The organism is Paenibacillus sp. 2TAB23, from assembly GCF_052115165.1.
GTDB lineage: Bacteria > Bacillota > Bacilli > Paenibacillales > Paenibacillaceae > Pristimantibacillus.
Window position 1 is genome coordinate 196,885 of sequence record NZ_JBFRGD010000004.1, and the last position, 24,485, is coordinate 221,369.

Here is a 24,485-nt window from a genome sequence, read left to right on the forward strand (position 1 = left end):
CGCTCGATTCTGGATTTCCTCTTAAACATTTTACAGACTTCCGTGTCAAAATGGAATCCTTTTATCCGAATCAGGAAACGAAATGCAAGAAACAAAATAAAACCCAACGGGATGATAAGCCCCGTCGGGTTGTTATTAATGCCATTAATATTAAAAAGGCAACTTGCTTTATGGTTTCTTAGGATCATCTAGATATGACAAAATCGTATAAAAAATAGAGCGAACCCCATCAGACCATTTAGGGTCTTCCGCATATTTCCGATTAATCCATTTGAACGAATCGATCTCGTCCGGACGATCCAGGCTTAAATGATATACGGTCCGTGCGGCAATTTCCGCAGACTGCTTAATATTTGTATTGAATTCCTGCCAGCTATGAAATACATTAAACGGATTATTGGCAATTTCTTTATGCCGTTTATTGGATGTAGGCACAAAACCCTGCTCTTGGCCAGTAATTGCAAACAAAATAACAGGATGTATATCGAACGATTCAGCAGCTGTTAGGATGGCTCCGAAATAAGGCTGCTCAGCCAGTATGGATGATTTGGACTGTAAAAACTGGATCAGGCGCTTCTGATCGATCTCATGGTAACGAAGCTCGGCAGGCAATCCATCAATCTGAAGCGGTATTGGCTTAGCCGGCAATATGGCAGCTGGCGGCTGCAGCTTATTGGTGGATGGCCTGCCCAATGACCAGCCGTAGAGGAGTGTAGCCGTTATCAAGCAAAAAGACAGAAACAGATAAATTGCACTTTTCCAGCGTGTACTGCTTGCAAAATGCCTTCTCCAGCCGGAATGAGGCATGCTGATCAATTGGGCTTGTCCCTGAGATCCTTGCGCTTTGCCTCCCACGATGCCTTCAGCAGCCAGCCTTGCCTTCAGTTGAGCCAGAATGCCATTCTCAGCGTCTTTCATAAGTGTACCCGATTGCTCTTCCGTAATTTGCAGCTCGTCCATTAGACGCTGCATGAGAGGCTTCTCACAGCTTATGGCAAGCTGCTGCTCCACCCAATCATGCAACGGGTCGTATACATCAGAATCCGATCGATCCAGAGACAAGCAAGCTTCAAAAATATCTTCTGCTCGCACTGGCCGCTGCTTCTCCAAAACAGAAGTCCTTATTAACATTTCCGTGACGCCATGTCTCAGTGCAATACCGAATTGCGGCAATTGCTTATGTATAATGCGTTTGACTGCATCCGCTACGATTTCTGCGCGCTGGTCATGCGGCATCGCCGCATATTTACGTTGTACATAGCTTCGAATATTACTAACGTCGGTTGGTGACAGAATATAAGCTTCTTCTGCTGGCATGACGAATCGCCCCTTCACGTCATCTCACCCCGATTTTACCACAACTTTCCTTAGAATTGGGAACTTCCCCAACTAATCTTTTCCTGTATACTCTACCGTATTTAATCCTATTAACAATCCCTCCGTTCACTATACGCTCAAAAAGCAAAAAAAGCGCCCGAAGGCGCTCCACTTGCTGTTTCTGTGATTGGTTTGACACGATCTATTGCTTACATTAAGGAAGCATCGAAGAACCCATCAAATATTTATCTACCTCGCGGGCAGCCTCACGACCTTCGTTGATAGCCCAAACGACCAAGCTTTGTCCACGACGCATATCGCCTGCAGCAAAAACTTTATCCACGCTCGTTACGTATTTGCCGTATCTCGCTTTTACATTTGAACGTTTGTCCTGAGCAAGACCAAGCTGTTCAATAATAGGCGTTTCCGGACCTTCGAAGCCAACAGCGATAAATACAAGATCCGCTGGCCAAACTTTTTCGGTGCCTGGAATTTCGCTATATATTTTGCGTCCAGTCTCATCGACCGTACGTTCAATTTGAACGGTGTGAAGCTCCTTCAAGTTGCCATTGCCATCTCCTACAAACTTCTTCGTAAGAACGGAGAATGCTCGCGGATCTTCGCCGAATAGTGCCTTCGCTTCCTCATGCGCATAATCAAGCGTGTAAACATTCGGAAATTGCGGCCAAGGATTATTGATGCTGTCACGCTCTAGAGGCGCTTTGGCATGCGTACCGAATTGTGTAACAGATTTGCAGCCATGGCGCAGCGCGGTAGCAACGCAGTCAGAACCTGTATCGCCGCCGCCGATTACGATAACATTTTTGTCTTTCGCCGAAATATAATTGCCGTCTTCCAAGTTGGAATCCAGATAGCTTTTAATTGTACCGTTCAAATAATCCATTGCCATATGAACGCCGTTCAAATCGCGGCCTTCCATTTGTACGTCGCGTGCTCTTGTTGATCCGCCGCAAAGCACAACAGCGTCGAAGTTCTCAACAAGCTCATTTGCCGTAATGTCTTTCCCGATCTCGGTGTTCGTAACGAACTCAATGCCTTCAGCTTCCATCAAATCTACGCGGCGCTGTACGACATGCTTCTCTAGCTTCATTGTCGGAATGCCATAGGTGAGCAATCCGCCAATGCGGTCCGCGCGTTCATAGACCGTAACGGTGTGTCCCGCTTTGTTAAGCTGGGCAGCGGTTGCCATGCCGGCAGGACCGGAACCTACGACTGCAACGCGTTTGCCAGTGCGAACCTTAGGAGGTTGAGGAACAACCCAACCCTCATCAAAACCACGGTCAATAATCGCTTGCTCAATCGTCTTGATCGTTACAGCATCGCCGATCAAGCCAACCGTACATGATCCTTCGCACGGAGCTGGGCACACACGGCCAGTAAACTCAGGGAAGTTATTTGTTTTATGCAGACGGTCAAGCGCTTCGCGCCACAACCCACGATAAATCAGGTTATTCCATTCAGGAATCAAGTTGTTAACCGGACAACCCGAAACAGAGCCTGCGAGCTCTATGCCTGTATGGCAATAAGGCGTGCCGCAGTCCATGCAGCGAGCTCCCTGTGTCTTAAGCTGTTCATCCGAAAAATGCTTATGAAACTCTTGCCAGTCCTTAATACGCTCCAGCGGGTCGCGATCGGCCGGCAGTTCGCGTTGATATTCCATAAAACCAGTAGGTGTAGACATGATCGCATTTCCTCCATCCATATTTCCCGTTAACCAATGCTACGATTCTCTTCAAACTATATCGGGAATCCATCAAATATTCAATAACAAACTTTCTTAAAAACGAATATTTTGTCTAAAGCACTCGATTACTATTTTACAATATCCTAGCATTCATGTGTTCAGATCGTTAATGGATTATACGTACAATCATTTGCACTTTATGACATATCGTTCGTCAAACGTTCGGTTTTAGCCATAATTGCTAGTTGGTGCGACGAATGAAGGTCTGAAAAGTAAAGGCATGCTTATTCTTCTCGTCACTCTCATGCAGCTCGCTTCCCACAAGCTTCCAGTCCGATTCAGCGAACAATGGAAAGAATGCATCTCCGCCTTCAATTTCGACATCTACTGCCGTCAGCAGCAGCGTGTCAGCGAGCGGAAGAAACTGTGCGTAGATATCCGCGCCGCCTATTACGATCAGCTCTTCACCCTTAAAGCGCTCAATCGCTTCAGCGACGGAGTAAACAATCTCACAGCCCGCTGGCTTGTAATCCTTTTGGCGTGTCAAGACAACGTTGAGGCGATCGACAAGCGGTTTTGGGAGCGACTCAAACGTCTTCCGCCCCATCACGACCGTTTTGCCTAAGGTTGTTTTTTTGAAAAAAGCCATCTCGGCTGGCAAGCGCCATGGCAGCTTGTTATCTACGCCGATTGTCCGGTTACGATCCATTGCGGCAATTAGTGTAATTGACATGAAGGCAGCACCTTTCTATCATTAAAGTTTGCCGTTCTAAACAGCTACCGGCGCTTTGATCGCTGGCTGCGGATTGTAGTTCTCAATGCTCAGATCCTCCATTGCAACGTCAAAAATGGACTTCTTATCCGCATTGAGCGAAAGCGTTGGCAAAATGCCAGGCTCACGGTTTAGTTGGGTTGTGATTTGCTCCAAATGATTCGTATAAATATGGGCATCTCCCAGCGTATGGATGAACTCCCCAACCTCAAGTCCGCATTCATGCGCGACCAAATGAGTAAGCAGCGCATAGCTTGCGATGTTAAACGGGATACCTAGAAAAATATCAGCGCTGCGTTGGTATAGCTGACAAAACAGCTTCCCGTTTGTTACATAGAATTGAAACATCGTATGACATGGCGGAAGCGCCATATTGCTTGGCACGTCTTCCGGATTCCAAGCTGACACAATCAATCTTCTCGAGTCAGGGTTTTGCTTAATCGAAGCAATAACATCTTTTAATTGATCGATCGTATCACCCTGTGACGTTTTCCACTCCCGCCACTGCTTGCCATAAACATTGCCAAGCTCGCCGAACTCCTTCGCAAATGTATCATCCGAAAGGACTTTCTGCTTGAAGAGCTCCATCTGTTCATTGTAATCCGCGGCAAAAGCAGCATCTGTTTGCGAACGCAAACCAAAATTCGTCATGTCCGGACCCGTGTAAGCCGTGCTCTCCACCCATCTTTTGAAAGCCCATTCATTCCAGATGTTATTGTTATGCTGCAGCAAATAGCGAATATTGGTATCCCCTTGGATGAACCAAATCAGTTCGCTCGCTATGAGGCGAAAAGGAACACGTTTTGTCGTTAGCAGTGGAAATCCCTCGCTAAGATCAAACCGCATTTGATAACCAAAAACAGAGATTGTGCCCGTACCTGTTCGATCTTCCTTTTTGGTGCCATGCTCCAACACATATTTTAACAATTGCAAGTAGGTTTGCTCGCTGTTGCTCATTACATTACCGCCCCCGATTCTAAACGAAAATCGTAAAAATAACAATTATTATACCACTATTCTACTCGTCTGTCCTGCTTTCGTTTCTTTCTCAGCGCATAGCGTTCTGGTGCCGAAGCATGCAGCTTTTTTTCTTCGTCTGTCATTGGAATAACGGTGGGCACGGTGGCAGGCTTGCCGTTCACGTCTATTCCGACAAACGTAAAAAAGGCGGTAACTGTCGTTTTTCTCAAGCCGCTGTACAAATTCTCAGAGCTAACGGAAACATAAACCTCCATGGAGCTTCTGTTTGTCCAGGTAACGAATGCTTCAACCTCAATGACTTCACCAACCCGAATGGGTGCCAAAAAATCCAAGCTATCCGTAGACGCTGTAACAGCCTGCATCCGGGCATGCCGCATTGCAGCTATGGCAGCAACCTTATCCATATATTCCATCACCTTGCCGCCGAACATCGTCTCGTATGGGTTCGTATCCAGCGGGAAAATCAACTGGGTCATAATCGTCCTGGATTCGCTTGCCGGTTTCATCGTCTCTTCCCTCATTATGAACACCTCTTTGCAAGAATCAAATGCGATAGATACACAAAGAGGCCCCGTCGGCTGGGGAGCCGCGTGACCTCTAATGGTGCAAATAGAATGCAATTTATTTAATGAAAGTATGGATAGGATGGCCCAGTGCAACTTCAGCTGCATCCAATACGATTTCACCTAGTGTAGGATGTGCATGGATCGTTAGTGCGATATCTTCAAGTGTAGCACCCATCTCGATACCAAGCGCAAGCTCAGCAATCATGTTGGAAGCTTCAATACCGATAATTTGCGCACCTAGTACAAGACCGGAGTCTGCATCAGCTACAAGCTTAACAAAACCTTCGTTTGCATTAAGAGACATTGCGCGTCCATTGATAGCGAACGGGAATTTGCCGACTTTAACGTTGTGGCCTTTATCTTTTGCTTCCTTCTCGCTGTATCCAACGCTTGCGCATTCGGGATCAGAGAAACAAACAGCAGGCACACATTTGTAGTCAATTACGCTTGATTGGCCGGAAATGACCTCAGCAGCAACGCGACCTTCATACATTGCTTTATGCGCAAGTGCAGGTCCAGCAATAATGTCGCCGATTGCGAAGATGTGCGGAATGTTTGTACGGCATTGCTCATCGACTTCAACCAGACCACGATCCGAAAGCTTCACATTGATCAGGTCAAGCCCAAGCTCGCCATCCGTGTTTGGACGACGTCCAACGGTTACAAGCAAGTAATCTGCCGTTACTTTTTCTTCTTTATCGCCAACGGTATACGTAACCGTAACGTCTTTATCCGTTTGCTCAGCGCCTTTCGCTTGTGCGCCGGTGATAATATCTACATTCGTGCTTTTTAGCTTCTTCGCAACGATCGAAGACATATCTTTGTCAAAGCCAGGAAGGATCGCATCAGAACCCTCGATTACGGTTACCTTCGTACCAAATTTGGAGTACATTTGACCAAGCTCAATACCAATATAGCCGCCGCCGATAACGACAAGGCTTTTCGGAATTTCAGGCAGGGACAAAGCGCCAGTCGATGATACGATACGGCCGCCGTAAGGGAATGCTTTCAGCTCGATTGGACGTGAGCCAGTAGCAATAATACAGTTTTTGAAACGGTAGCGCGGTGCTTCTTGATCGTTGAATACACGCGCTTCGTTTTCATTGATGAACATGACTTCGCCTTGGAAATATTGGACTTTGTTTGCTTTCAGAAGCGAAGCAACGCCGCCTGTCAATTTTTTGACGATTCCTGCTTTGAACTCTTGCACTTTAGTAAAGTCAACCTTTGCTTCGCCAACCTCGATACCGAAAGCGGAAGCATGGCTGATTGATTCATATTGATGAGAAGCGGAAATCAAAGCTTTCGATGGAATACAGCCCACGTTCAAGCATACGCCGCCTACATATTCTTTATCCACGATGAGAACGTTTTGACCAAGCTGAGCTGCGCGAATCGCTGCAACATATCCACCTGGACCCGCACCAATGACTAGAGTGTCAATATCTAGGGAAGCATCACCTACGACCATGTCTTATACCTCCATTATGAACAATTCCGGTTGTCCCAGAAGTGTTTTGATGTAATTCATAAAGTTTTGTGCCGTTGCGCCATCAATTAATCGGTGGTCAAAGCTGAGTGAAAGAGCCATTACAGGAGCTGCTACAATTTCGCCGTTGCGAACAATCGCTTTCTCTGTAATTCTGCCTGTACCCAAGATAGCAACCTCTGGGAAGTTGATAACCGGCGTGAAGAACATGCCGCCTGCCGAACCGATGTTCGAGATGGAAATCGTACTTCCTTTCAACTCGCTAGCAGCAAGCTTGCCGTCACGGCCGCGTGCAGCTAGATCACGGATGGAATCCGCAATTTTGAATAGGTTTTTACGGTCTGCATCCTCGATTACCGGAACGATAAGACCGTTATCCGTATCTGTAGCAATACCGATGTTGTAGTATTTGCGAAGCACGATTTCTTGGTTAGCCTCGTCAAGCGTAGCATTTAAGATCGGGAATTCGCGGCAAGCTGCGACAAGAGCCTTCACGATAAATGGCAAGTACGTAAGCTTGGAGCCTTTTTTCTCGGCATAAGGCTTATATTTCGCACGAAGTGCTACCAATTCCGTTACGTCAACCTCATCCATAATGGTAACATGAGGAGCTGTGTAAACGGATTTGGACATCGCGTTTGCAATAATTTTGCGAATACCTTTGAATGGAACGCGCTCTTCAGGACGGTATGCTGTGCCCGAAGCTGTATGTGCAGGCTTCGCTTCGCCAGCGCCTTTTGCCGCTACTTCAGCATTGCTAGGTTGCTCAGCAGCAGGTGCCGCAGTATCAGCAGCCGCAACAGCTGGCGTACCGCCAAAGCCTGTTACGTCATCACGAGTGATCCGGCCGTTTTTGCCCGTACCGCCAACCTGTGTTAGGTCTACACCTTTCTCACGAGCGAACTTGCGGACGCTAGGAGTCGCTAGAACAAGACCGCCAGTTGCTTTAGGAGCAGTCGCTGCAGCTGCAGGTGCTTCCGCTTTCGGCGCTTCAGCCGCTGGAGCAGCCTCTGCTTTTGGTGCCGGTGCTTCTTCTTTTGGTGCTTCGGCTGCTGGAGCTGCTTGCTCTGGAAGCTCGCCTTCAGCGTCAATGATTGCAACGATTTCGCCAACGTGACATACTTGACCGTCTTTCACAAGCACTTCCAATACTTTGCCGTTAACCGGACAAGGTACTTCTACGATCGCTTTATCGTTTTGGACTTCCATAATAATATCATCATCTGTAACCGTATCGCCGACTTTGATGTTCACTTTCACGATTTCGCCTTCGTGCAAGCCTTCGCCGAGCTCTGGGAAACGATATTCGAATTTAGCCAATGCTGGTAACCTCCTTTAAAAGTTCAATACTTTTTGAACCGCTGCAGAAACGCGAGCTACCGAAGGAAGCCACGCATCCTCAACAAGCGCAAACGGATAAACCGTATCCGGTCCGGCTACGCGAAGTACTGGAGCTTCCAAATGAAGAATGGCATGCTCGTTGATTTGAGCGATAATTTCCGCTGCCGCGCCTGACGTTTTTTGCGCTTCTTGAACGACAATCGCACGGTTTGTCTTTTGAATGGACGCTACGATCGTTTCAATATCAAGCGGTACAAGCGTACGAAGGTCGATAACCTCTACGCTTACGCCTGTTTTTTCAAACTCTTCCGCCGCTTTTACCGAAGTATGAACCATCATCCCGTAAGTGAGGATCGTTACATCAGTACCTTCACGAACAACGTTTGCTTTGCCGATTTCAACGGTATATTCACCTTCTGGCACATCTGCTTTAAACGCACGGTAAAGGTTTAGATGCTCCATGAAAAAGACAGGATCATTATCGCGGATTGCTGAGATCATCAAACCTTTCGCATCATAAGGATTTGAAGGAATGACGACTTTAATACCTGGCGTTTGAATAGCCAGACCCTCTAGGGAATCCGTGTGCAGCTCAGCTGCTTTTACGCCGCCGCCGAATGGCGTACGGAAAACGATTGGTGAATTGTAGCGACCGCCTGAACGGTAGCGCATGCGCGCTGCTTGTACAAACATTTGGTCAAGCGCTTCATAAATAAAACCAACGAATTGAATTTCTGCGATTGGGCGGAAGCCTTGAAGGCCCATACCCACTGCCATACCTGCAAGCGCGGACTCAGCAAGCGGCGTATCAAATACGCGATCCTCGCCGAACTCTCCTTGCAATCCTTCCGTTACGCGGAATACACCGCCGACCTTACCTACGTCCTCACCGAAAATGACAACGTTTGAGTCGCGTTTAAGTTCTACGCGCATCGCATCGCGAATTGCTTCCAACATATTCATTTGAGCCATGATCGTCTGATCCTCCTCTACTATTGAAAATCGGCCTTTTGCTCTTCCAGGTGTTTCGGTGTTGTTTCGAACATGCTATCGATCAAGCCTGCAACAGTCATTTTTTCAACTGCTTCGGTCTTTTTAATTTGCTCGTTTACCGTTGCTTTTGCTTCTTCTTTCACGCGGTTTGTGTCTTCATCCGACCATAAGCCCTTTTTCTCCAAAAACTTGCCGAAACGAACGAGCGGATCCTTAAGCGCCCATTCCGCTTCTTCTTCTTTTGTACGGTACTTCGTCGTGTCATCCGCCATGGAATGTGGGCGGAAACGGTAAGTAAGCATTTCGATCAACGTTGCGCCTTCGCCATTGCGACCGCGTTCCGCTGCTTCTTGAACGGCTTTGATAACAGCCAGCACGTCCATGCCGTCTACCTGTACGCCTTTGATTCCAGCAGCAACTGCTTTGTGAGCAATCGACAGCGCGCCTGTTTGTTTAGCGTAAGGAGTCGTAATGGCGTAACCGTTATTTTGAACGGCATAGATAACCGGAAGCTTATACGCACCGGCAAAGTTCATGCCTTCGTAGAAATCGCCTTCCGAGGAACCGCCATCGCCTGTATAGGTAATAGCTACGCGCTTTTCATTTTTCTTTTTGAAAGCCATGGCTACGCCAGTCGCATGCAAAATCTGTGCGCCGATAATAATTTGCGGCATAAGAACATGCACGTCGTCAGGAATACGGCCGCCCTCTTGGTGACCGCGGGAGTACAAGAATGCTTTATACATGGGCAGACCATGCCATACGATTTGTGGCATATCGCGGTAGCCAGGACAAATGAAATCATCTTTATTCAGTGCGTATTCGCTGCCGATCATTGACGCTTCTTGGCCGGATACTGGTGCATAGAAGCCAAGTCTTCCTTGACGTCCAAGATTGACTGCGCGCTCATCCCAAGTACGTGTAAATACCATGCGGTACATAACTTCTTTTAATTGATCATCAGACAATGCCGGCATTAAATCCGGGTTAACAACATCCCCGTCGAGTGACAAGACAGAAAGTGGAGTTACCGGTTCCGTTTGAACTTCGTATGGCAATTTGCTCATTTTGAACGCTCACCTCAATCGAAATATTTGAAAATCGTTTACCTCTGTTATAGAATTATTATAAACCTGTTTAACGAAAATGGTCAAAGCAAAAAACAAAAAAACCTTTGTTTTTTCGCTGATTCTCATCATTCTGTTAAGAAATTGTATATGCTACAGACTTATTTTTTCTATATAACAGCATAATACAACAAGACAGAAATAGATGTGATTCCCTGTATGCCTTTCTATTGTTTACCCACAACCGTAGTTTTCCATTCAATAATTCCAAGTCATAAGGAGAGAAAGTCATGACCGATGAACGATATTTAAAAAGAACGATCGTAAAAGAAACCGTGCCTAGCCGGTACTTGCCTGAACAAGCCCGCAACCTGCGCATATTTTTGCCGCCAGGCTACAACGAGGTATTGAGCTACCCTGTCGTATATTGTCAAGACGGCGAAGACTTCTTCAATTTCGGACGAATCGCCACAACCGCTACTAAATTAATCTTAGACGAGGGCTTGGAGCCTTTCATTATTGTAGGCGTCGATGTGGACAAAAAGCTTCGGACCGATGAATATGCGCCTGACGGTGAGCGGCATGCCAATTACATTCGTTTTTTCGCAGAAGAACTGCTTCCATTCGTTGAAGAGAGGTACTCCGCAAGGCAGGACCCGGAGCATCGCTTGCTTGCAGGGGATTCTTTAGGTGGCTCCGTATCGCTGCATTTGGCTCTGGCATATCCGCAGTTGTTTACTCGCGTTATGTCATTATCCGGCGCATATTACGGCGTTTCGCAGCACATTATCTCAGAAGCAGACGACCTAAGCTGGTTATCGATCTATATGATCGTAGGGCTTMAGGAGGACGCATACGAAACAGATCGCGGCGTATTCGATTTCGTGGCACTGAACCGAAACACGAGAGCATTGTTAGAGCACAAGCAAGCAACGGTGTTCTACGAAGAGAAGGACGGCAAGCATCAATGGGGCTTCTGGCAGAAAGAGCTCGACAAGGCGCTATGCTATTTTATCGAGGTAGAATAACAAACGTAAACGGCTGAAGCCGTCCTCTGGCGGCTATTCTAACGTTTCGCGTAGAAATATAGAGAAAGTTGGCAAATTGATATACATTCCTATATTTTGAAAAAGCTGTTTAGACCGCTCTCAACCGAGCGCCTAAACAGCTTTTTTTATCTCAATGCGATTGATTGATATCGGATTGCACCCGTCGCAGAAGCTCCTTGCAGCCGCTCTCCACAAGCTCATAAACAAATTCAAAATTTCCGTCGTAATAGGGATCCGGAACATCAAGCAACGTATGTCCTTGTACTAACTCCATAAATGTAAATAGTTTTGACTCGTCAAAGCTAATACCATCATTCTCAAGCATCTGGCGCACGTCGCGCAAGTTTTTCGTATCCATGCATACCAGATAATCAAAGTCTTCATAGTCTTTACCTGTTACTAGACGCGCCTTCATGCCTTGATACGAAATCTGGTGTTGATCAAGCAGCTTTCGCGTGCCCTCATGTGGGGGATGTCCAAGATGCCAATCCCCTGTACCCGCAGAATCCACTGCAATGACAGCAGATAACTCAGCTTTTTCAATCTGATGGCGCATGACCGCTTCAGCCATCGGCGAACGGCAAATATTGCCTAAGCAAACAAACAAAACCTTGGCTTTCATGAACGACCTCTTTTCTGCTGCTCTTGGGAAGTATCGATATGCAGCGACCTTCTCGGCAGCTTCCACTTGTAATACACCGACAGCATCCTGAAGCTGATAATAACAACGAATAAAAACAACAGCTCTAAAGTCGATTTTAGCCAGCCCAGTCCAATGACGAGGCCTCCAAGCATCGCCCATACCGCATAAATCTCATCCTTGAGGACAAGCGGCTTGCGACCCGCTAGCACATCGCGGATAATGCCGCCGCCGATACCAGTCAGCATGGCTGCAACAAGCACTGCGCTTAGCGGATGCTTCATTTGCGTGGCGTACAGCGCACCTTGAATAGCGAAGGCCGATAATCCAATCGCATCAAAAAAAGCTTCGCTTTTCCGCCATCTCTGAATCCAAACGACTGGCAGCAGAAACGCGATCGTCATCGCGATCATCGCGATTTTGAACAAATAGCCTTGGCTCCATAGCGATGTTACCGGCATTCCGATAAGCAGGTTGCGAACAACACCGCCGCCGAATGCAGTAACTAAGCCAAGCACGAATACGCCTAATATATCGTACTCTTCCTCCATGGCGACTATCGCTCCGCTGACAGCAAAGGCTATCGTGCCAATGATACTGAAAATCCCAAAAATGTCCATGCTCACTGCAATAGCTCCTCGCTTCCCGTCCATGAACCGACCTGTTTCATCGGTTCTTTCCTAAACCATTTTAGCTGGGAGCAAACGGTTTCGCAACGACAAATTTTGCAACAAGAAGCGCGTACATTTACCTGCCATAGTCGTGCCTCTAGTTTTTAAGCGGCAAAAGGCTATATACTATTATTGGCTTATTGTACATTCTGTTAAAAAGAGAGGAACATACGTTATGCAGCCACGCATTGTCATTTGTACGGGCGGCCAGCTGGGCCCCTTTGCTCTTGAGCACATAGATTCCGCTGATCTGCTAATCGGAGCAGACAGTGGCGCCCGCTTTTTAATAAACCATGGATATCGGCCCGATATTTCAATTGGCGATTTTGATTCCGTCTCCGAGCAAGAATTGCTAGCTATCCGGACCAGCAGCAGCCAGACGATCGCTTGTGATCCGATTGACAAGGATTATACCGATACTGAGATGGCTATGAGGCTTGCACTTGACCTGCAGCCCCGCGAGATCATATTGATCGGCGCTTTAGGAACAAGATTCGACCATTCCTTGGCTAATGTCCACTTGCTCGCCTTAGCTTCTGAAGTACAAGTACCCGCTTCTATAATCGACAATCATAACAAAATATCACTTTTGACGAATACGGCTTTCATTAGTCACCAGGGCTATCCCAATGTCTCTTTGCTTCCTCTTTCCATGAAGGTAACGGGAATAACGCTAGCCGGCTTCCAATACCCGCTTGACGATGCTACTCTGACCATCGGCCAATCACTCGGAATCAGCAACGTTCTTTTGTCAGAGAGCGGCCACATTGCAATTGCTAGCGGACTGCTGCTCGTCATCCAAAGCCGAGACTAGCTGAGGGAAACGGCAGGCATTGGCGAGGAGATTGCTGCACGGATTCTTTAGCGCTTCTCCTCGTCCTATTCGAGCCATAGATCAGCTATCCTCTTCTGGCGTAACAATCATCAGTCCATCCACATGCTTTCGGCTCATCAGCTTGCGGGATTTTCTGTTCGCTTTCGATTCGAAAACGATGTCGAGATCGTATTGCTCATCCGGATATAGCTTTGTTTTCGGGATATAGAGCTTCATTCGCTTTTGGTTGAACGTCAGCTTCTGTCCTTGCACTTGAACGATAACGTTTCCTCGTTCATCTGCTGGTCGGTAAACAACCCCCATTCGCTTCAGCGGATAAATCCAGACGGCATCGCCTTTCACAAAAGGCTGAGCTGCTGTTTTTGCTGAATCTTCTCCCTTATCCTCTTCCTTTTTCTCCAAAGTTTTGCGAATCAGATCTCCTTCATGCTTGGTTAATAGCAGGCTGCCCGCCTTATCCTCTTCCTTTTGCTTCATTCCGCTGTCGATCGGCTCTGCTGCTGAATTCTTTTTCATCTCAAGCAGCTGCTCTGCTCGCTGCATGACATCCTCCGGCAAACCGAAGCGTCTTGCAATAGCAAATGCGTGGCTCTCTCCTGCTTCGCCAATCTCTAGCTGGTAGAGCGGCTTTAACGTATCCGCATCAAAAGCCATCTTTCCGTTCTGGCATCCTATCGTTCGTGCTGCAAAGGCTTTGATTTCATTGAAATGTGTAGTTGCCACAGCCAATGCTCCGCGTTTAAGCAACTGCTCCAATAAAGCGATAGAAAGAGCAATTCCTTCTGTAGGGTCTGTACCTGCTGCAAGTTCATCCAACAAGAGCAATGATCTTGGGGTTGCTGCTTCCAGCATCTCCTTCAACACGGTTATATGGGAAGAGAAAGTACTCAACGATTGCTCTAAACTTTGTCCATCCCCAACGTCTGCGATAACATGATGGAAAATACCAAGCTCACTACCCTCCTCTACGGGTACTAGCAGCCCTGATTGCACCATCAGCACGAACAAGCCGATCGTTTTTAAAGTCACCGTCTTCCCGCCTGTATTTGGACCTGTTATGATAAGCTGCTTCCACCGAATACCAAGTTCAACATGAAGCGGTACGCTCGATGAACCAATCAGAGGATGCCGTGCGCCAATCAAACGAATTACCGGCTGCTCAGACAATTTAATTCTTTGGCCGTTATAAGAGCGTGAAAGCTTGGCGCGAGCGGTTATGAAATCAAATGATGCCATTGCTTCGACGTTCTGAAACAGCTCCGCGGAGAACGTTTCCGCTTGCTCGGATAAACGAGCCAATATAACTGTCCGTTCCCTATCTTCCTCGGCTTTCCATTGCTGAAGCTCCACTTGCAAGTCTGCGACGTCATGCGGCTCAACAAATAATGTTTGTCCGCTCGATGATTCATCCCACACGGTTCCGGGAACCTGCTTGCGAAGCTCTCTTTTGACTGCAATGACAAAGCGATCACGGCGCTTGCTGATGACGGGATCCTGAAGTGCCGTTCGATATTTGCCCAAAGCATGCTCCATTTTTTTCTGGATTTTATCTTCGGTTGCATAGATATGCCTGCGAATAAACGCAAGATCCGCACTTGCTTGATCTGTTATGAGTCCATAACGGATACAACGATTCAATTCCTCCCGCAAAGCCGGGCAATCATACATGGATTCCGCATAAGATGCGATCGTAGGCGCAATTTCCCGTTTGCTGTTCATATACTTTTTCATTTGTACGACTGATGTCAGCCATACGGCTAATTGCTCCAATTCCTGTTCGTTATAAATGCGGCCTTTTCCAAGCAAAGCAAGGAAAGGATCTATGCCGTCCATCGCAGATAACGGAATGCTTGCCCCGCTTCCAAGCAGCAACGCAGCTTCCTGTGTTTCCTGCAGCCACGCTTCCACCTGACGATGCTTGACGCTTGGCGCATGACGTTCTGCCAATTGCCGTCCAGCAGGGGATACTGTATTGCTGATAACAGCAGCCTTTACTTTATCGAACTCTAATCTTTTCCATGACGCTTCATTCATTTTTGTGGCCTCCTCTTTTTTAAACAAAAAAAAAGACAGAAACAGAACGCGGGCGCGTTCCATTTCTGTCTCAATTGACTAAGCTCCAAGTACCTCATTTATGCCTTATTAGAAACGTAAGGAAATAAATGGGTACAAAAAAACCGCGCTGGATAGCACGGTGATTGGGCCGCTGTCGAATTGCTTCAGGCGGAAATCCTCATGTCCATAACTCTTGGCGTCAGATAGCGAAATAGAGCCTTGCTGTATGGCACAAAAAACCATACAAATGCAGCAAGACCATCTTACTCTCCAACAATATCCAATTTATGAGTTAAGGACACCAGCAAACATTAAAATTTCCCCTTTAAGCATATTAACAATCACATTCATGAGCTTACGTCTCTAATGTACAAAATAGACAAGCTGCTTGTCAAGCTTCAAGATTAAAAAAGAACACTATAGGTTTAGCTCAAGGCCCGTACGTGCGAACTGGATGTTTGCAGGCAGCATATAGTCATTTGCAAGATCTATATCATGTGACATATGTGTTAGCAACGTTTGTTTGGGCTGCCACTTGGCAATGAGGTCCATCGCTTCAACCACATCATAGACGGACCTCGTTTCATAGGCAAATGGCTCTTTAAAAAAGCTTGTGCCGATGATAAGCAGGTCAAGCTCTACCAGAGGTTGCTGCTGCTCATCAGTTAAACCAATCGAATCAGAGCAGTATACCCACTTATAATTCGTTTCGCTATTCAAAAATGCAAAAGCATACGCATATCCGTTCTTGCCATGATTCACTCGCCAGCTTGTAACTTGCCATTGGCCAATCGTTATCGGTTGGTCGAAAGTATGAAAATGAATCTGGTTTTTAAGCCAAGGAAACCTATCATTAATTTCCGCAATAACCTCGGTTGGCGCATAAGCAATGCCCTTCTTTTGCGTCCAGCGGCAAGCATCGGCCCATTCCACTAACCCGCCGATATGATCAAAATGTGCGTGAGTAATCAATAAAATATCAATTGCCCGCAAATCTGCTGCTTCCAATTGTTTGGCGAAATCAGGACCGCAATCGATCCATACCTCTCCAGCATCTGCAATCTTAAGCTGAACGGAAGATCGCAGCCTGCGGTTAAGTCCAGTGGTTCGCGCCTCATTGCATACCTTACACTTACAATAAATGCGGGGAACGCCCATGGAATCGCCGGTACCCCTGAAGATAATCTTTGTCATAACGGCAATAAAGCTAATGTTTCGGAAGCTTGAATATGTTCCATCATACGAACCCATTGCTCTGGCTTATTGGGTAAAGCTGAATAGTAGCCATTGAGAAATTCGGCTACCAATGCAGCATCTATGCTGTCTAATTCTTCATTCTGCGGGAGAAAGCATAAGTCGAGCTCTGCCACAGCATGACCTTCATGATCCCAGGAGGGGTGCACATAGGCCAAATCAATTCGTTTGTAGCCTATATGTGACAATACCTCACGGCGAACAAAAGGATTCATTGGCGAAACGCCTCCGAAAGCATGCTCTTCCGCGCGGTAAGGATCATACACCTCGGCAAACATGCCAATCGGCGTTGTACCGGACTGTTCTGCGAGCTCTACCAAATCTCGTTCACGATTGCGAAGCAGAAATCTGCCTATACCAAGCGATGGCTTGCCGATGATTGTAAAGTCTGTCATTGCGACGCGTAAAGCCGGGTAATAACGGTACTCGGTCGAACCGACAACTTCTCCTTCATGAATGGCTACATAGACATGGATTCCCTTGTCTTCGAGCGGCTCGCGCCATAATTCATAAGCCAAAACTTCCTCTGGGGGGAAGATCGTCTGCAATAGCTTATGAAGCGATCCGAAATATTGATCTTCTATAGATGTAATCCGATGATATATCAACATGATTGCTCTCTCCTTTGATTAAATGGATTGCGCCACTCCATAATGACTGCACAATGATTCGATTGCTCGTCTTCCAAATAATCGCGCGCAATCCCTACTGGTATTCGCCCACATCTCAATAAAAAGGTGATGACGGGATCCTTCCATTCCCCAGTCAATACTTTTTCCAGATAGACTTCCGGTGAACATTCTTGTTGATGCTTCCCGTAGCCTGGCATCCTTCCGCCTCCTAAGAGGCGCGTTAATCCAAGCTGAACCACTGTCTCATACATGGATTGCATGAGCCATTTGCCAATTCCTGTTTTCCGAAATTTCGGCACGACGCAAATATCGACTACGTATAGCGTATCGCCGTCTCTATTGTGGTTGCGAATATATCCGCTATCGGTCATGTTTTCCCAGCTGTGAACATGGCTATAATCATCCATATTCACTAGTAGAGCAGTCATTGATCCGACAATGCTGCCATCCACCTCTGCGCACAGAGCTCCTGCTGGAAAACGTTCGATATGCTCGGAGAGCTGCTCGCGATTCCATAAAAGCTCCGCTGGGAATGGGGGAGGAAAGCTTAACCGCTGAACCTCAATAAGTGCATCAAAGTCTGTATCGTTATAAGGGCGAATGATGGATTTGACCGGCTTATCATCCTGAAATATGTATACTTCTTTATGCAATGCGGGATTCGCTCCTCTCGCCTGCGCAGATTAAAGTTAATTCCAATCCGTATATAGATCCGTTCTGCGGTCCCTCCACGTCGTTACGGAGCCCTTTGCTCTTACCTCTTCGAGCAGCGCCAGATCCAGATCGGCAACGATGAGCATATCATCATTAATGATCCCTTCACTTAGAATACCGGCTGGCGGGAACGGAATATCGTTAGGCGCGATGATCGCCGCCTGGCCGAAATTCGCACGCATTAGATCTACCTTGCGCAGTGAACCGACCGTGCCTGTAGTCACGATATATACTTGGTTTTCAACGGCCCTTGCATGGCAGCAATAACGCACACGGTAGAAACCGTGACGGTCATCGGTACAGGACGGGCAGAATATGACGTCAGCACCTTTAGCACGCGCCATGCGTACGATCTCCGGAAATTCAATATCATAACAGGTTAACATGGCTATCGTTCCGAAAGCGGTCTCGAACACCTCTAGCCCTTCACCAGCTGACATATTCCAGCCGTCAACCTCTGATGGCGTAATATGAATTTTGTGCTGTACGTCAACCTTGCCATCTGGATGAAACAGATGTGCCGCATTGCGCAGGCTTCCGTCTGCAGTCAGGATGACATGCGTTCCGCCTACAATGTATATCGCATATTCATTGGCCAGAGATCGGAACAACTCCACATAACTATCCGTGAAGTCAGGCAGGCGGTCAATGGTAAGCGCAGCGCCGTCACCATCACCGATTGACATAAGCTGCGTCGTTAAAAATTCTGGAAACAGCAGAAACTGAACGCCATATTCGGCTGCATTTCGCACATAATGCGTAACCTGCTCGGCAAATTGCTCGAATGAGTCAATATCCGATAGCTTATATTGAACAGCTGCCGTACGGAATTTCATATGGCCATAACCTCCATCTTCGCTTATGATTTACGCTGCTTGAATTGCAACGTAATTGTCGTGCCTAAATCTGGCAAGCTGAACACATCTACCTTACCTTCATGCAAGTCAATAATCCGCTTGGCAATTGAAAGCCCAAGGCCGACACCTCCGGTTGCGCGGCTTCTGGCGCCATCCACACGATAGAAGCGCTCAAACAAATGCGGAATTTCATTCTCCGGGATGCCCATCCCTTTATCTTTGACCTCGATTTTTACGATATTCCTGACGAGCGTAATCGTAATATCAATCGGTTCTTTCGAATATTTGATGGCATTGTCCAGCAGGATTACGAGAAGCTGCCTAATTTTGTCCTTGTCGCCAACCATCCGAACGACTTTGGACATCGCTTTCACTCTTATCGGTCGTCCGAATGTCGTTTGCAGCATCGTTGCGATCTCATCAACCACATGAACAACATCAAAAAGCTCTTGCTTAAGCCAATCCTCTTGCTCGGCTTCTGCAAGCATCAGCATCGATTTCGTTAAATTCTGCAAGCGGTTCGCTTCTTTATCGATTGCCTCAATTGCCTCGTCCCGCAGGTTCACGTCATCTCGCCCCCACCGCTTCAGCATGCCTGCATAGCTGCTAATAACGGTAAGCGGCGTTTTGAGCTCATGAGACGCGTCCGCTACGAATTGCTTTTGCTTCGCAAAGGTGCGGTCAAGGCGTTCAATCATTTGATTGAACGCCCTGACAAGCTGCAGCAATTCTGCTGATTCTTCCCTGCTGCTCAGCTCGATCTGTCTAAGCTTGCCGCTGCGGTCAATTTCTCTCATCGTATTTACCATCTGCTGGATCGGCGCCGTTAATCTAGACGTAAACCAATAGGTTCCGAATATGGCGAACAAGATGGCCCCTCCGCTCGTCACGCTAAGCGCGGCAACCAGCACCTGCAAATAATCATCGAGCTCATCGAGGATACGGTTGATCTCAAGCATCGCAATGACGCGATTGCCGTCATAGAGCGGAACGCGCATAAATAAGATTCGCTCTCCGCCTTTCGTTATCATCCCTGTATGGTGATGCGTCTCGAACGCTGCGGGCAGCTCCTGCAGCAGCTCATCTGAGCCCGTGATGTTAACGACTCTGTTGTTCGGGGCAATGATCCTAATCATTTCATTTACATTGTAATATTCGTTGAGCAGCTCCGGATAATTAAGCCCGCGGCCGCTCTGAATTCGGGGATTTTCCAGCATGAGATTCACTTTATTCGCAATGACCTCTTCTTCGCTTTCGGTCGTGATCTTGATGACGTAGAAGTATACGAATATGTTAAAGAGAATCAATATGAAAATAAGCCAAAAAATCGTAAAGAGCGTAAACCGTTTGCGCAGTGTCATGCATCCGGCTCCTTAACCATGTAGCCAACTCCGCGAACGGTATGAATGAGCTTGTGGCGATAGCCCTTGTCCAGCTTTTGGCGCAAATAACGAATATACACGTCGACCAAATTGGTCTCTCCAATGAAATCATAGCCCCACACCTCGGATAAAATGTCCTCGCGAGACTTTTCATCGTTTTTGTTCTCGACCAGATATACGAGCAGCTCAAATTCACGCGGCGTCAATTCAATGAGAATATCCTTGCGATAAACCTTGCGTGTACGCAGCTCTATCGTTAAATCTCCAACCTTAATCATATCCGAGCCTTCCGCTTCCTTTGGATACTGCTGGAATATGCGTAGAATGTTACGGACGCGTGCGAGCAGCTCCTCCATCGCGAATGGTTTCGTAATATAATCATTAGCGCCGTGCTCGAAGCCGCTTACCTTATCCGGCACCGTATCGCGTGCAGTTAATAATATGATAGGTACCGGATTTCCTGCTTGACGCAGTAACCGCAATACTTCAATTCCGCTCATTTCTGGCAGCATCACATCAAGCAGCACAAGCTCCCACTCACCCGTTGACGCCATTTCATAGCCTGTCCGACCATCGGCAGCCGATCCAACTGTGTAGCCCTCATGCTCTAATTCAAGCTGCAATATGCGGGAAATGCCCGCTTCATCCTCTACGACAAGAATTCGTTCCTTCATGTTGTCGGTGCACCTGCTTCCAATTGAAAATAATCGATATAATCAGCCTTCATGCTGTATCGCTAGCAACAAGGATTAAATTTATCATAATGAAGACGTTTCACAAATGCAAGTAAGCCGATCTACAGAGAGAGTAGACCGGCACTTGCCGCAAGTCATGCGGTTCCTATCTGGAAAAGCCGGGTAATTCGGCTTATAGCCTTAGCTGCTTTGCTTCTGCATAGACCAAGCTTCTACATCCCACGTCTTGGTTACCCAATCCTCATAGAATTCAGGCTCATGAGATACGAGAACCACTGTGCCTTTATAAGCCTTCAGTGCACGTTTCAACTCAGCTTTGGCAACGACATCCAAATGGTTTGTCGGCTCATCGAACAAGATCCAGTTGCTGTCTCGCATCATGAGCTTGCAGAGTCGAACCTTCGCTTGTTCGCCGCCGCTCAATTGATTCAAGGCACGCGTAATATGCTCGTTTTTCAACCCGCACCTTGCGAGAGCTCCCCGTACTTCGCTTTGGCTCATGAAGGAAAATTCATCCCACACATCCTCAAGCGGTGTCATGGTAGGCGCTTTTGCCTCCTGTTCAAAATAAGCCGGGTTTAAATAATCGCCAAGATAGGTCTTTCCGTCAAGCGGGGGAATTACCCCTAATATCGTACGGAGAAGCGTCGACTTGCCGACGCCGTTGCACCCAACGATCGCGATTTTGTCGCCACGTTCAATGACCATATTCATCTCCGGCAATAGCGGCTTGTTGTAGCCGATGACCATACCCTCTGCTTCAAACACAGTTTTCCCGCTAGTTCTCGACTCCTTGAAGGTAAAGGTCGGTTTCGCCGCTTCCTCCGGCTTGTCGATGCGGTCGATGCGGTCAAGCTGCTTCTCCCTACTCTTGGCACGGCCTGAAGTAGAAGCACGGGCTTTGTTTTTATTAATAAAATCTTCTTGTTTCTTGATGAAATCCTTCTGCTTCTCATAAGCATCGATATGCTGAGCTTTATTCAAATCAGCCATTTCAAGAAACTTATCATAATTCGCTGAATAACGTGTCATCTTCGTAAACTCAAGGTGATAGATCACGTTGACAACCTGATTCATAAAGCCAGTTTCATGAGAGATGAGTACAAATGCGTGCGGATAGTTTTTCAAATAATTGGTCAGCCAATTGATATGCTCTTCGTCCAAATAGTTCGTAGGCTCGTCGAGCAGCAGCACGCCTGGTTTCTCGAGCAGCAGCTTGGCTAGCAGAACCTTGGTGCGCTGTCCGCCGCTTAGTGCAGTAACGTCACGATCAAGCCCAATGGCATTAAGACCAAGCCCATTCGCCATCTCGTCTACTTTTACATCAATCAGGTAGAAATCTCCAATCTCCAGCTCTTCTTGTATCTCCCCCATACGAATGAGCAATGCATCTAATGTTTCAGCATCTGCTTCACCCATTTGCGCTGCGATCGTATTCAATTCTTCTTCCAAAAGCAGCATCGGAAGGAATGCGTCCTTCAGCACATCTCTAATCGTTTTTCCTGCTTCCAGCTTCGTATGCTGATCTAAATAGCCATATCGAACGCGCGGCGTCCATTCTACCTTGCCTTCGTCCTTCAGCAGCTTGCCCGTCAGAATATTCATCAGAGTAGACTTGCCTGTTCCGTTAGCGCCAACAAGGCCAACATGCTCGCCAGCCAATAAGCGGAAAGAAACGTTTCTGAATAAAACACGATCGCCAAACGTATGCGATAATTGCTCAACTGTTAACAAACTCATTTTCTTTTTATCTCCATTCATCTATAGACCATATTCAAAAATTGCTGTTTCACGTTTTTACCCGTATCATTGTACCACATAATCGGTCATTCTGTGTTCAATTCATTGCAGAGAAGCTTTAAAATAGGCGCTAGCGCTTGATTTAGTTTGCTTGCTAACCTCTTGTTATCCGTAGCCCAATGACCTCTCCACTGCTGTGACAGCAGTATTTCGTCAGGCAATCTTGGTACAATTGCGTTTGGTTTTGCGGGAAACAAAACCAACCATGCTCGCCTTGCGTCGAAAGACACATCTTTATTGGCGACAAATAAGAGCTGTGAGCCTGCCGCTTCGATCTCCAAGCTCAGATCATGAAGCTGTTTAAGATCGCACGCTCGCCACTTGGCCACGGCGGGATCGCCAACAGCAATAACAAAGCGTGCACTACGCATTAATTGCTGTGCATGTGAGTCGGTCCATCGTTGTGATAAATCGATCAAATGAACCGGAGCTTCCGTTTGTCTGAGCATCTGCGTAAAACGGTTATCTGCAAGCGTAATTTCCTTTTCCTGTACAGCCTGAAGCGCGAACCAATTCATTGCGGGAATTTTCTGCTTATAAAGCATGTAACGCGGATCTAGCGCAACCGCTTTCCGTTCATCGGGATCATCCCATTTGCGTATCCCATTAAGCCAAGCATGCCATTCCGGTCTCGCATGTTCATATTCCGCAGCAGATACAGAAATGCCTTTTTTACCGAGCAGATTGGCTAATGCATGAGTCAAAAACGTCGCACCTGCACCAGAAGACAAGGATAGCACGCATACGGAGAGAGGTGACTTTGATCCGCGAATCTCATTTCCAACTGCAGCTATATACTCATCTGAAGAATATGATCGATACATAAAAGGAGCTAACGCTGTCTCAACATCCTTTATGGATTGATAACGCAGCCGGGGATCAGACTGCAGCAGTCCTCTTAATACCGTTTTGAAAGCTGCAGGCGTATCCCTTTTCAATAAGGAAAATAAATCGTCTCGGTTTGCATGATGTGATACCGAATGATAAATCAGACCGCCGCTTGCCATAAAATACAATAAAGCGCCTAATCCATATATGTCCGTTCGTTTGTCGCTTTGTCCRCTGCCAGCCTGCTCTGGCGCAGCAAAGCCCTTCGTGCCAAGCTGTTCGGTATCTTGCTCCCTATCTGGCCTATAGCGCCTGGAAATACCGAAATCAATAAGCTTTACCTGCCATTTGGCATCGATCATGACGTTTGACGGCTTCAAATCTCTATGTATAATAGGCGGGGCATGCGTATGCAAATAATGCAAAGCTGAACAGAGCTGCTTTACTACATGCATGATTTGCTTAAATGTAAATCCACTTCCATTTGCGCGGTAGTAATCAGCCACGGTATGTCCATCTATATAAGTCATGACGCAAGTCTCATGCAGATCTCCCGTAGCGGGATAATAATTCAATATAGTAGGCAAATGCGGATGATCCACCATCATAAGCAGCTTAGCTTCCTCGGCTAATAAGGCTGCGCCGAGGCGAGGTGCAAGGACCTTGATTGCAGTGAGCTTGTTACCTAGCCGCAGATCATCTGCTGCATATACAATTCCCATTCCCCCGCTTCCTAGAATGCCTGCAATCCGATATCGACCATCGAGCACACTCCCTGTAGCATATGGATCAAACCAAGCAGCATTATTTCCCATTTTTTCCTCCTCCATAACAAAAAAGCA

Annotated in this window: 22 protein-coding genes; 2 read left to right on the forward strand and 20 right to left on the reverse strand. The window is 47.0% G+C overall.

Going from position 1 to position 24,485, the window contains the following annotated elements:
* Window positions 1–168: 168 nt before the first annotated feature.
* The 9 genes from AB4Z29_RS08265 to pdhA form a co-directional block, all read right to left on the reverse strand.
* Complete coding sequence (locus AB4Z29_RS08265) at window positions 169–1,317, reverse strand: hypothetical protein (RefSeq protein WP_441942592.1); 1,149 nt, start codon at window positions 1,315–1,317, stop codon at window positions 169–171.
* A gap of 214 nt (window positions 1,318–1,531) precedes the next feature.
* On the reverse strand, window positions 1,532–3,019 hold the full coding sequence (locus AB4Z29_RS08270) for a glutamate synthase subunit beta (protein ID WP_441942593.1): 1,488 nt from the start codon (window positions 3,017–3,019) through the stop codon (window positions 1,532–1,534).
* A gap of 244 nt (window positions 3,020–3,263) precedes the next feature.
* On the reverse strand, window positions 3,264–3,755 hold the full coding sequence (locus AB4Z29_RS08275; RefSeq protein ID WP_441942594.1) for a dihydrofolate reductase: 492 nt from the start codon (window positions 3,753–3,755) through the stop codon (window positions 3,264–3,266).
* Between the two features lie 36 nt (window positions 3,756–3,791).
* Window positions 3,792–4,751, reverse strand: a complete 960-nt coding sequence (locus AB4Z29_RS08280; RefSeq protein WP_441942595.1) for a thymidylate synthase — start codon at window positions 4,749–4,751, stop codon at window positions 3,792–3,794.
* A 56-nt stretch (window positions 4,752–4,807) separates the two neighbouring features.
* Window positions 4,808–5,296 (reverse strand): acyl-CoA thioesterase, encoded by a 489-nt coding sequence (locus AB4Z29_RS08285; RefSeq protein WP_441942596.1) that lies wholly within the window; start codon window positions 5,294–5,296, stop codon window positions 4,808–4,810.
* Window positions 5,297–5,396: 100 nt separating this feature from the next.
* Window positions 5,397–6,812 carry a dihydrolipoyl dehydrogenase gene (gene lpdA, locus AB4Z29_RS08290; protein WP_441942597.1) on the reverse strand — a complete coding sequence of 472 codons (1,416 nt, stop codon included), beginning with the start codon at window positions 6,810–6,812 and terminating at the stop codon, window positions 5,397–5,399.
* A gap of 3 nt (window positions 6,813–6,815) precedes the next feature.
* On the reverse strand, window positions 6,816–8,150 hold the full coding sequence (locus AB4Z29_RS08295; RefSeq protein ID WP_441942598.1) for a dihydrolipoamide acetyltransferase family protein: 1,335 nt from the start codon (window positions 8,148–8,150) through the stop codon (window positions 6,816–6,818).
* A 15-nt stretch (window positions 8,151–8,165) separates the two neighbouring features.
* Complete coding sequence (locus AB4Z29_RS08300) at window positions 8,166–9,143, reverse strand: alpha-ketoacid dehydrogenase subunit beta (RefSeq protein ID WP_441942599.1); 978 nt, start codon at window positions 9,141–9,143, stop codon at window positions 8,166–8,168.
* A gap of 20 nt (window positions 9,144–9,163) precedes the next feature.
* On the reverse strand, window positions 9,164–10,231 hold the full coding sequence (gene pdhA, locus AB4Z29_RS08305) for a pyruvate dehydrogenase (acetyl-transferring) E1 component subunit alpha (protein ID WP_441942600.1): 1,068 nt from the start codon (window positions 10,229–10,231) through the stop codon (window positions 9,164–9,166).
* A 290-nt stretch (window positions 10,232–10,521) separates the two neighbouring features.
* Here pdhA and AB4Z29_RS08310 point away from each other — a divergent pair, with 290 nt between their 5' ends.
* Window positions 10,522–11,259 (forward strand): alpha/beta hydrolase, encoded by a 738-nt coding sequence (locus AB4Z29_RS08310; RefSeq protein ID WP_441942601.1) that lies wholly within the window; start codon window positions 10,522–10,524, stop codon window positions 11,257–11,259.
* Window positions 11,260–11,410: 151 nt separating this feature from the next.
* On the opposite strand, the gene AB4Z29_RS08315 is transcribed toward AB4Z29_RS08310, so the two are convergent.
* Both AB4Z29_RS08315 and AB4Z29_RS08320 read right to left on the reverse strand, forming a co-directional pair.
* Window positions 11,411–11,902 carry a low molecular weight protein-tyrosine-phosphatase gene (locus AB4Z29_RS08315; RefSeq protein ID WP_441942602.1) on the reverse strand — a complete coding sequence of 164 codons (492 nt, stop codon included), beginning with the start codon at window positions 11,900–11,902 and terminating at the stop codon, window positions 11,411–11,413.
* On the reverse strand, window positions 11,899–12,540 hold the full coding sequence (locus AB4Z29_RS08320) for a trimeric intracellular cation channel family protein (protein WP_441942813.1): 642 nt from the start codon (window positions 12,538–12,540) through the stop codon (window positions 11,899–11,901). The genes AB4Z29_RS08315 and AB4Z29_RS08320 overlap by 4 nt, the downstream gene beginning before the upstream one ends.
* Before the next feature lie 226 nt (window positions 12,541–12,766).
* Here AB4Z29_RS08320 and AB4Z29_RS08325 point away from each other — a divergent pair, with 226 nt between their 5' ends.
* The gene (locus AB4Z29_RS08325; RefSeq protein ID WP_441942603.1) at window positions 12,767–13,405 is read left to right on the forward strand and encodes a thiamine diphosphokinase; all 639 of its coding nucleotides are present in this window, start codon (window positions 12,767–12,769) and stop codon (window positions 13,403–13,405) included.
* Window positions 13,406–13,486: 81 nt separating this feature from the next.
* Here AB4Z29_RS08325 and AB4Z29_RS08330 read toward each other — a convergent pair whose 3' ends face one another.
* The 9 genes from AB4Z29_RS08330 to AB4Z29_RS08370 form a co-directional block, all read right to left on the reverse strand.
* Window positions 13,487–15,460: an endonuclease MutS2 gene (locus AB4Z29_RS08330; protein WP_441942604.1), complete on the reverse strand. Its 1,974-nt coding sequence runs from the start codon at window positions 15,458–15,460 to the stop codon at window positions 13,487–13,489.
* Window positions 15,461–15,898: 438 nt separating this feature from the next.
* Window positions 15,899–16,675 (reverse strand): MBL fold metallo-hydrolase, encoded by a 777-nt coding sequence (locus AB4Z29_RS08335; RefSeq protein WP_441942605.1) that lies wholly within the window; start codon window positions 16,673–16,675, stop codon window positions 15,899–15,901.
* Window positions 16,672–17,343 (reverse strand): GNAT family N-acetyltransferase, encoded by a 672-nt coding sequence (locus AB4Z29_RS08340; RefSeq protein ID WP_441942814.1) that lies wholly within the window; start codon window positions 17,341–17,343, stop codon window positions 16,672–16,674. Before AB4Z29_RS08340 ends, AB4Z29_RS08335 begins: the two co-directional genes overlap by 4 nt.
* On the reverse strand, window positions 17,340–18,020 hold the full coding sequence (locus AB4Z29_RS08345) for a GNAT family N-acetyltransferase (protein WP_441942606.1): 681 nt from the start codon (window positions 18,018–18,020) through the stop codon (window positions 17,340–17,342). The genes AB4Z29_RS08340 and AB4Z29_RS08345 overlap by 4 nt, the downstream gene beginning before the upstream one ends.
* Before the next feature lie 36 nt (window positions 18,021–18,056).
* Complete coding sequence (locus tag AB4Z29_RS08350) at window positions 18,057–18,917, reverse strand: carbon-nitrogen hydrolase family protein (RefSeq protein ID WP_441942607.1); 861 nt, start codon at window positions 18,915–18,917, stop codon at window positions 18,057–18,059.
* A gap of 23 nt (window positions 18,918–18,940) precedes the next feature.
* The gene (locus tag AB4Z29_RS08355; RefSeq protein WP_183560804.1) at window positions 18,941–20,299 is read right to left on the reverse strand and encodes a HAMP domain-containing sensor histidine kinase; all 1,359 of its coding nucleotides are present in this window, start codon (window positions 20,297–20,299) and stop codon (window positions 18,941–18,943) included.
* Window positions 20,296–20,994 carry a response regulator transcription factor gene (locus tag AB4Z29_RS08360; RefSeq protein WP_183560806.1) on the reverse strand — a complete coding sequence of 233 codons (699 nt, stop codon included), beginning with the start codon at window positions 20,992–20,994 and terminating at the stop codon, window positions 20,296–20,298. The genes AB4Z29_RS08355 and AB4Z29_RS08360 overlap by 4 nt, the downstream gene beginning before the upstream one ends.
* A gap of 201 nt (window positions 20,995–21,195) precedes the next feature.
* Window positions 21,196–22,755, reverse strand: coding sequence for an ABC-F family ATP-binding cassette domain-containing protein (locus tag AB4Z29_RS08365; RefSeq protein ID WP_441942608.1), 1,560 nt, complete (start codon window positions 22,753–22,755; stop codon window positions 21,196–21,198).
* Window positions 22,756–22,841: 86 nt separating this feature from the next.
* Window positions 22,842–24,458, reverse strand: coding sequence for a serine/threonine-protein kinase (locus AB4Z29_RS08370; protein ID WP_441942609.1), 1,617 nt, complete (start codon window positions 24,456–24,458; stop codon window positions 22,842–22,844).
* Between the last annotated feature and the right edge of the window lie 27 nt (window positions 24,459–24,485).

Excerpts from the sequence above, each read along its gene's own strand:
- AB4Z29_RS08265 (WP_441942592.1), bottom strand. The coding sequence starts at position 1,317 with ATGCCAGCAGAAGAAGCTTATATTCTGTCACCAACCGACGTTAGTAAT.
- AB4Z29_RS08330 (WP_441942604.1), bottom strand. The coding sequence starts at position 15,460 with ATGAATGAAGCGTCATGGAAAAGATTAGAGTTCGATAAAGTAAAGGCT.
- pdhA (WP_441942600.1), bottom strand. The coding sequence starts at position 10,231 with ATGAGCAAATTGCCATACGAAGTTCAAACGGAACCGGTAACTCCACTT.
- AB4Z29_RS08275 (WP_441942594.1), bottom strand. The coding sequence starts at position 3,755 with ATGTCAATTACACTAATTGCCGCAATGGATCGTAACCGGACAATCGGC.
- AB4Z29_RS08280 (WP_441942595.1), bottom strand. The coding sequence starts at position 4,751 with ATGAGCAACAGCGAGCAAACCTACTTGCAATTGTTAAAATATGTGTTG.
- AB4Z29_RS08355 (WP_183560804.1), bottom strand. The coding sequence starts at position 20,299 with ATGACACTGCGCAAACGGTTTACGCTCTTTACGATTTTTTGGCTTATT.
- AB4Z29_RS08365 (WP_441942608.1), bottom strand. The coding sequence starts at position 22,755 with ATGAGTTTGTTAACAGTTGAGCAATTATCGCATACGTTTGGCGATCGT.
- AB4Z29_RS08270 (WP_441942593.1), bottom strand. The coding sequence starts at position 3,019 with ATGTCTACACCTACTGGTTTTATGGAATATCAACGCGAACTGCCGGCC.
- lpdA (WP_441942597.1), bottom strand. The coding sequence starts at position 6,812 with ATGGTCGTAGGTGATGCTTCCCTAGATATTGACACTCTAGTCATTGGT.
- AB4Z29_RS08300 (WP_441942599.1), bottom strand. The coding sequence starts at position 9,143 with ATGGCTCAAATGAATATGTTGGAAGCAATTCGCGATGCGATGCGCGTA.
- AB4Z29_RS08325 (WP_441942603.1), top strand. The coding sequence starts at position 12,767 with ATGCAGCCACGCATTGTCATTTGTACGGGCGGCCAGCTGGGCCCCTTT.
- AB4Z29_RS08320 (WP_441942813.1), bottom strand. The coding sequence starts at position 12,540 with ATGGACATTTTTGGGATTTTCAGTATCATTGGCACGATAGCCTTTGCT.
- AB4Z29_RS08285 (WP_441942596.1), bottom strand. The coding sequence starts at position 5,296 with ATGAGGGAAGAGACGATGAAACCGGCAAGCGAATCCAGGACGATTATG.
- AB4Z29_RS08315 (WP_441942602.1), bottom strand. The coding sequence starts at position 11,902 with ATGAAAGCCAAGGTTTTGTTTGTTTGCTTAGGCAATATTTGCCGTTCG.
- AB4Z29_RS08350 (WP_441942607.1), bottom strand. The coding sequence starts at position 18,917 with ATGAAATTCCGTACGGCAGCTGTTCAATATAAGCTATCGGATATTGAC.
- AB4Z29_RS08360 (WP_183560806.1), bottom strand. The coding sequence starts at position 20,994 with ATGAAGGAACGAATTCTTGTCGTAGAGGATGAAGCGGGCATTTCCCGC.
- AB4Z29_RS08335 (WP_441942605.1), bottom strand. The coding sequence starts at position 16,675 with ATGACAAAGATTATCTTCAGGGGTACCGGCGATTCCATGGGCGTTCCC.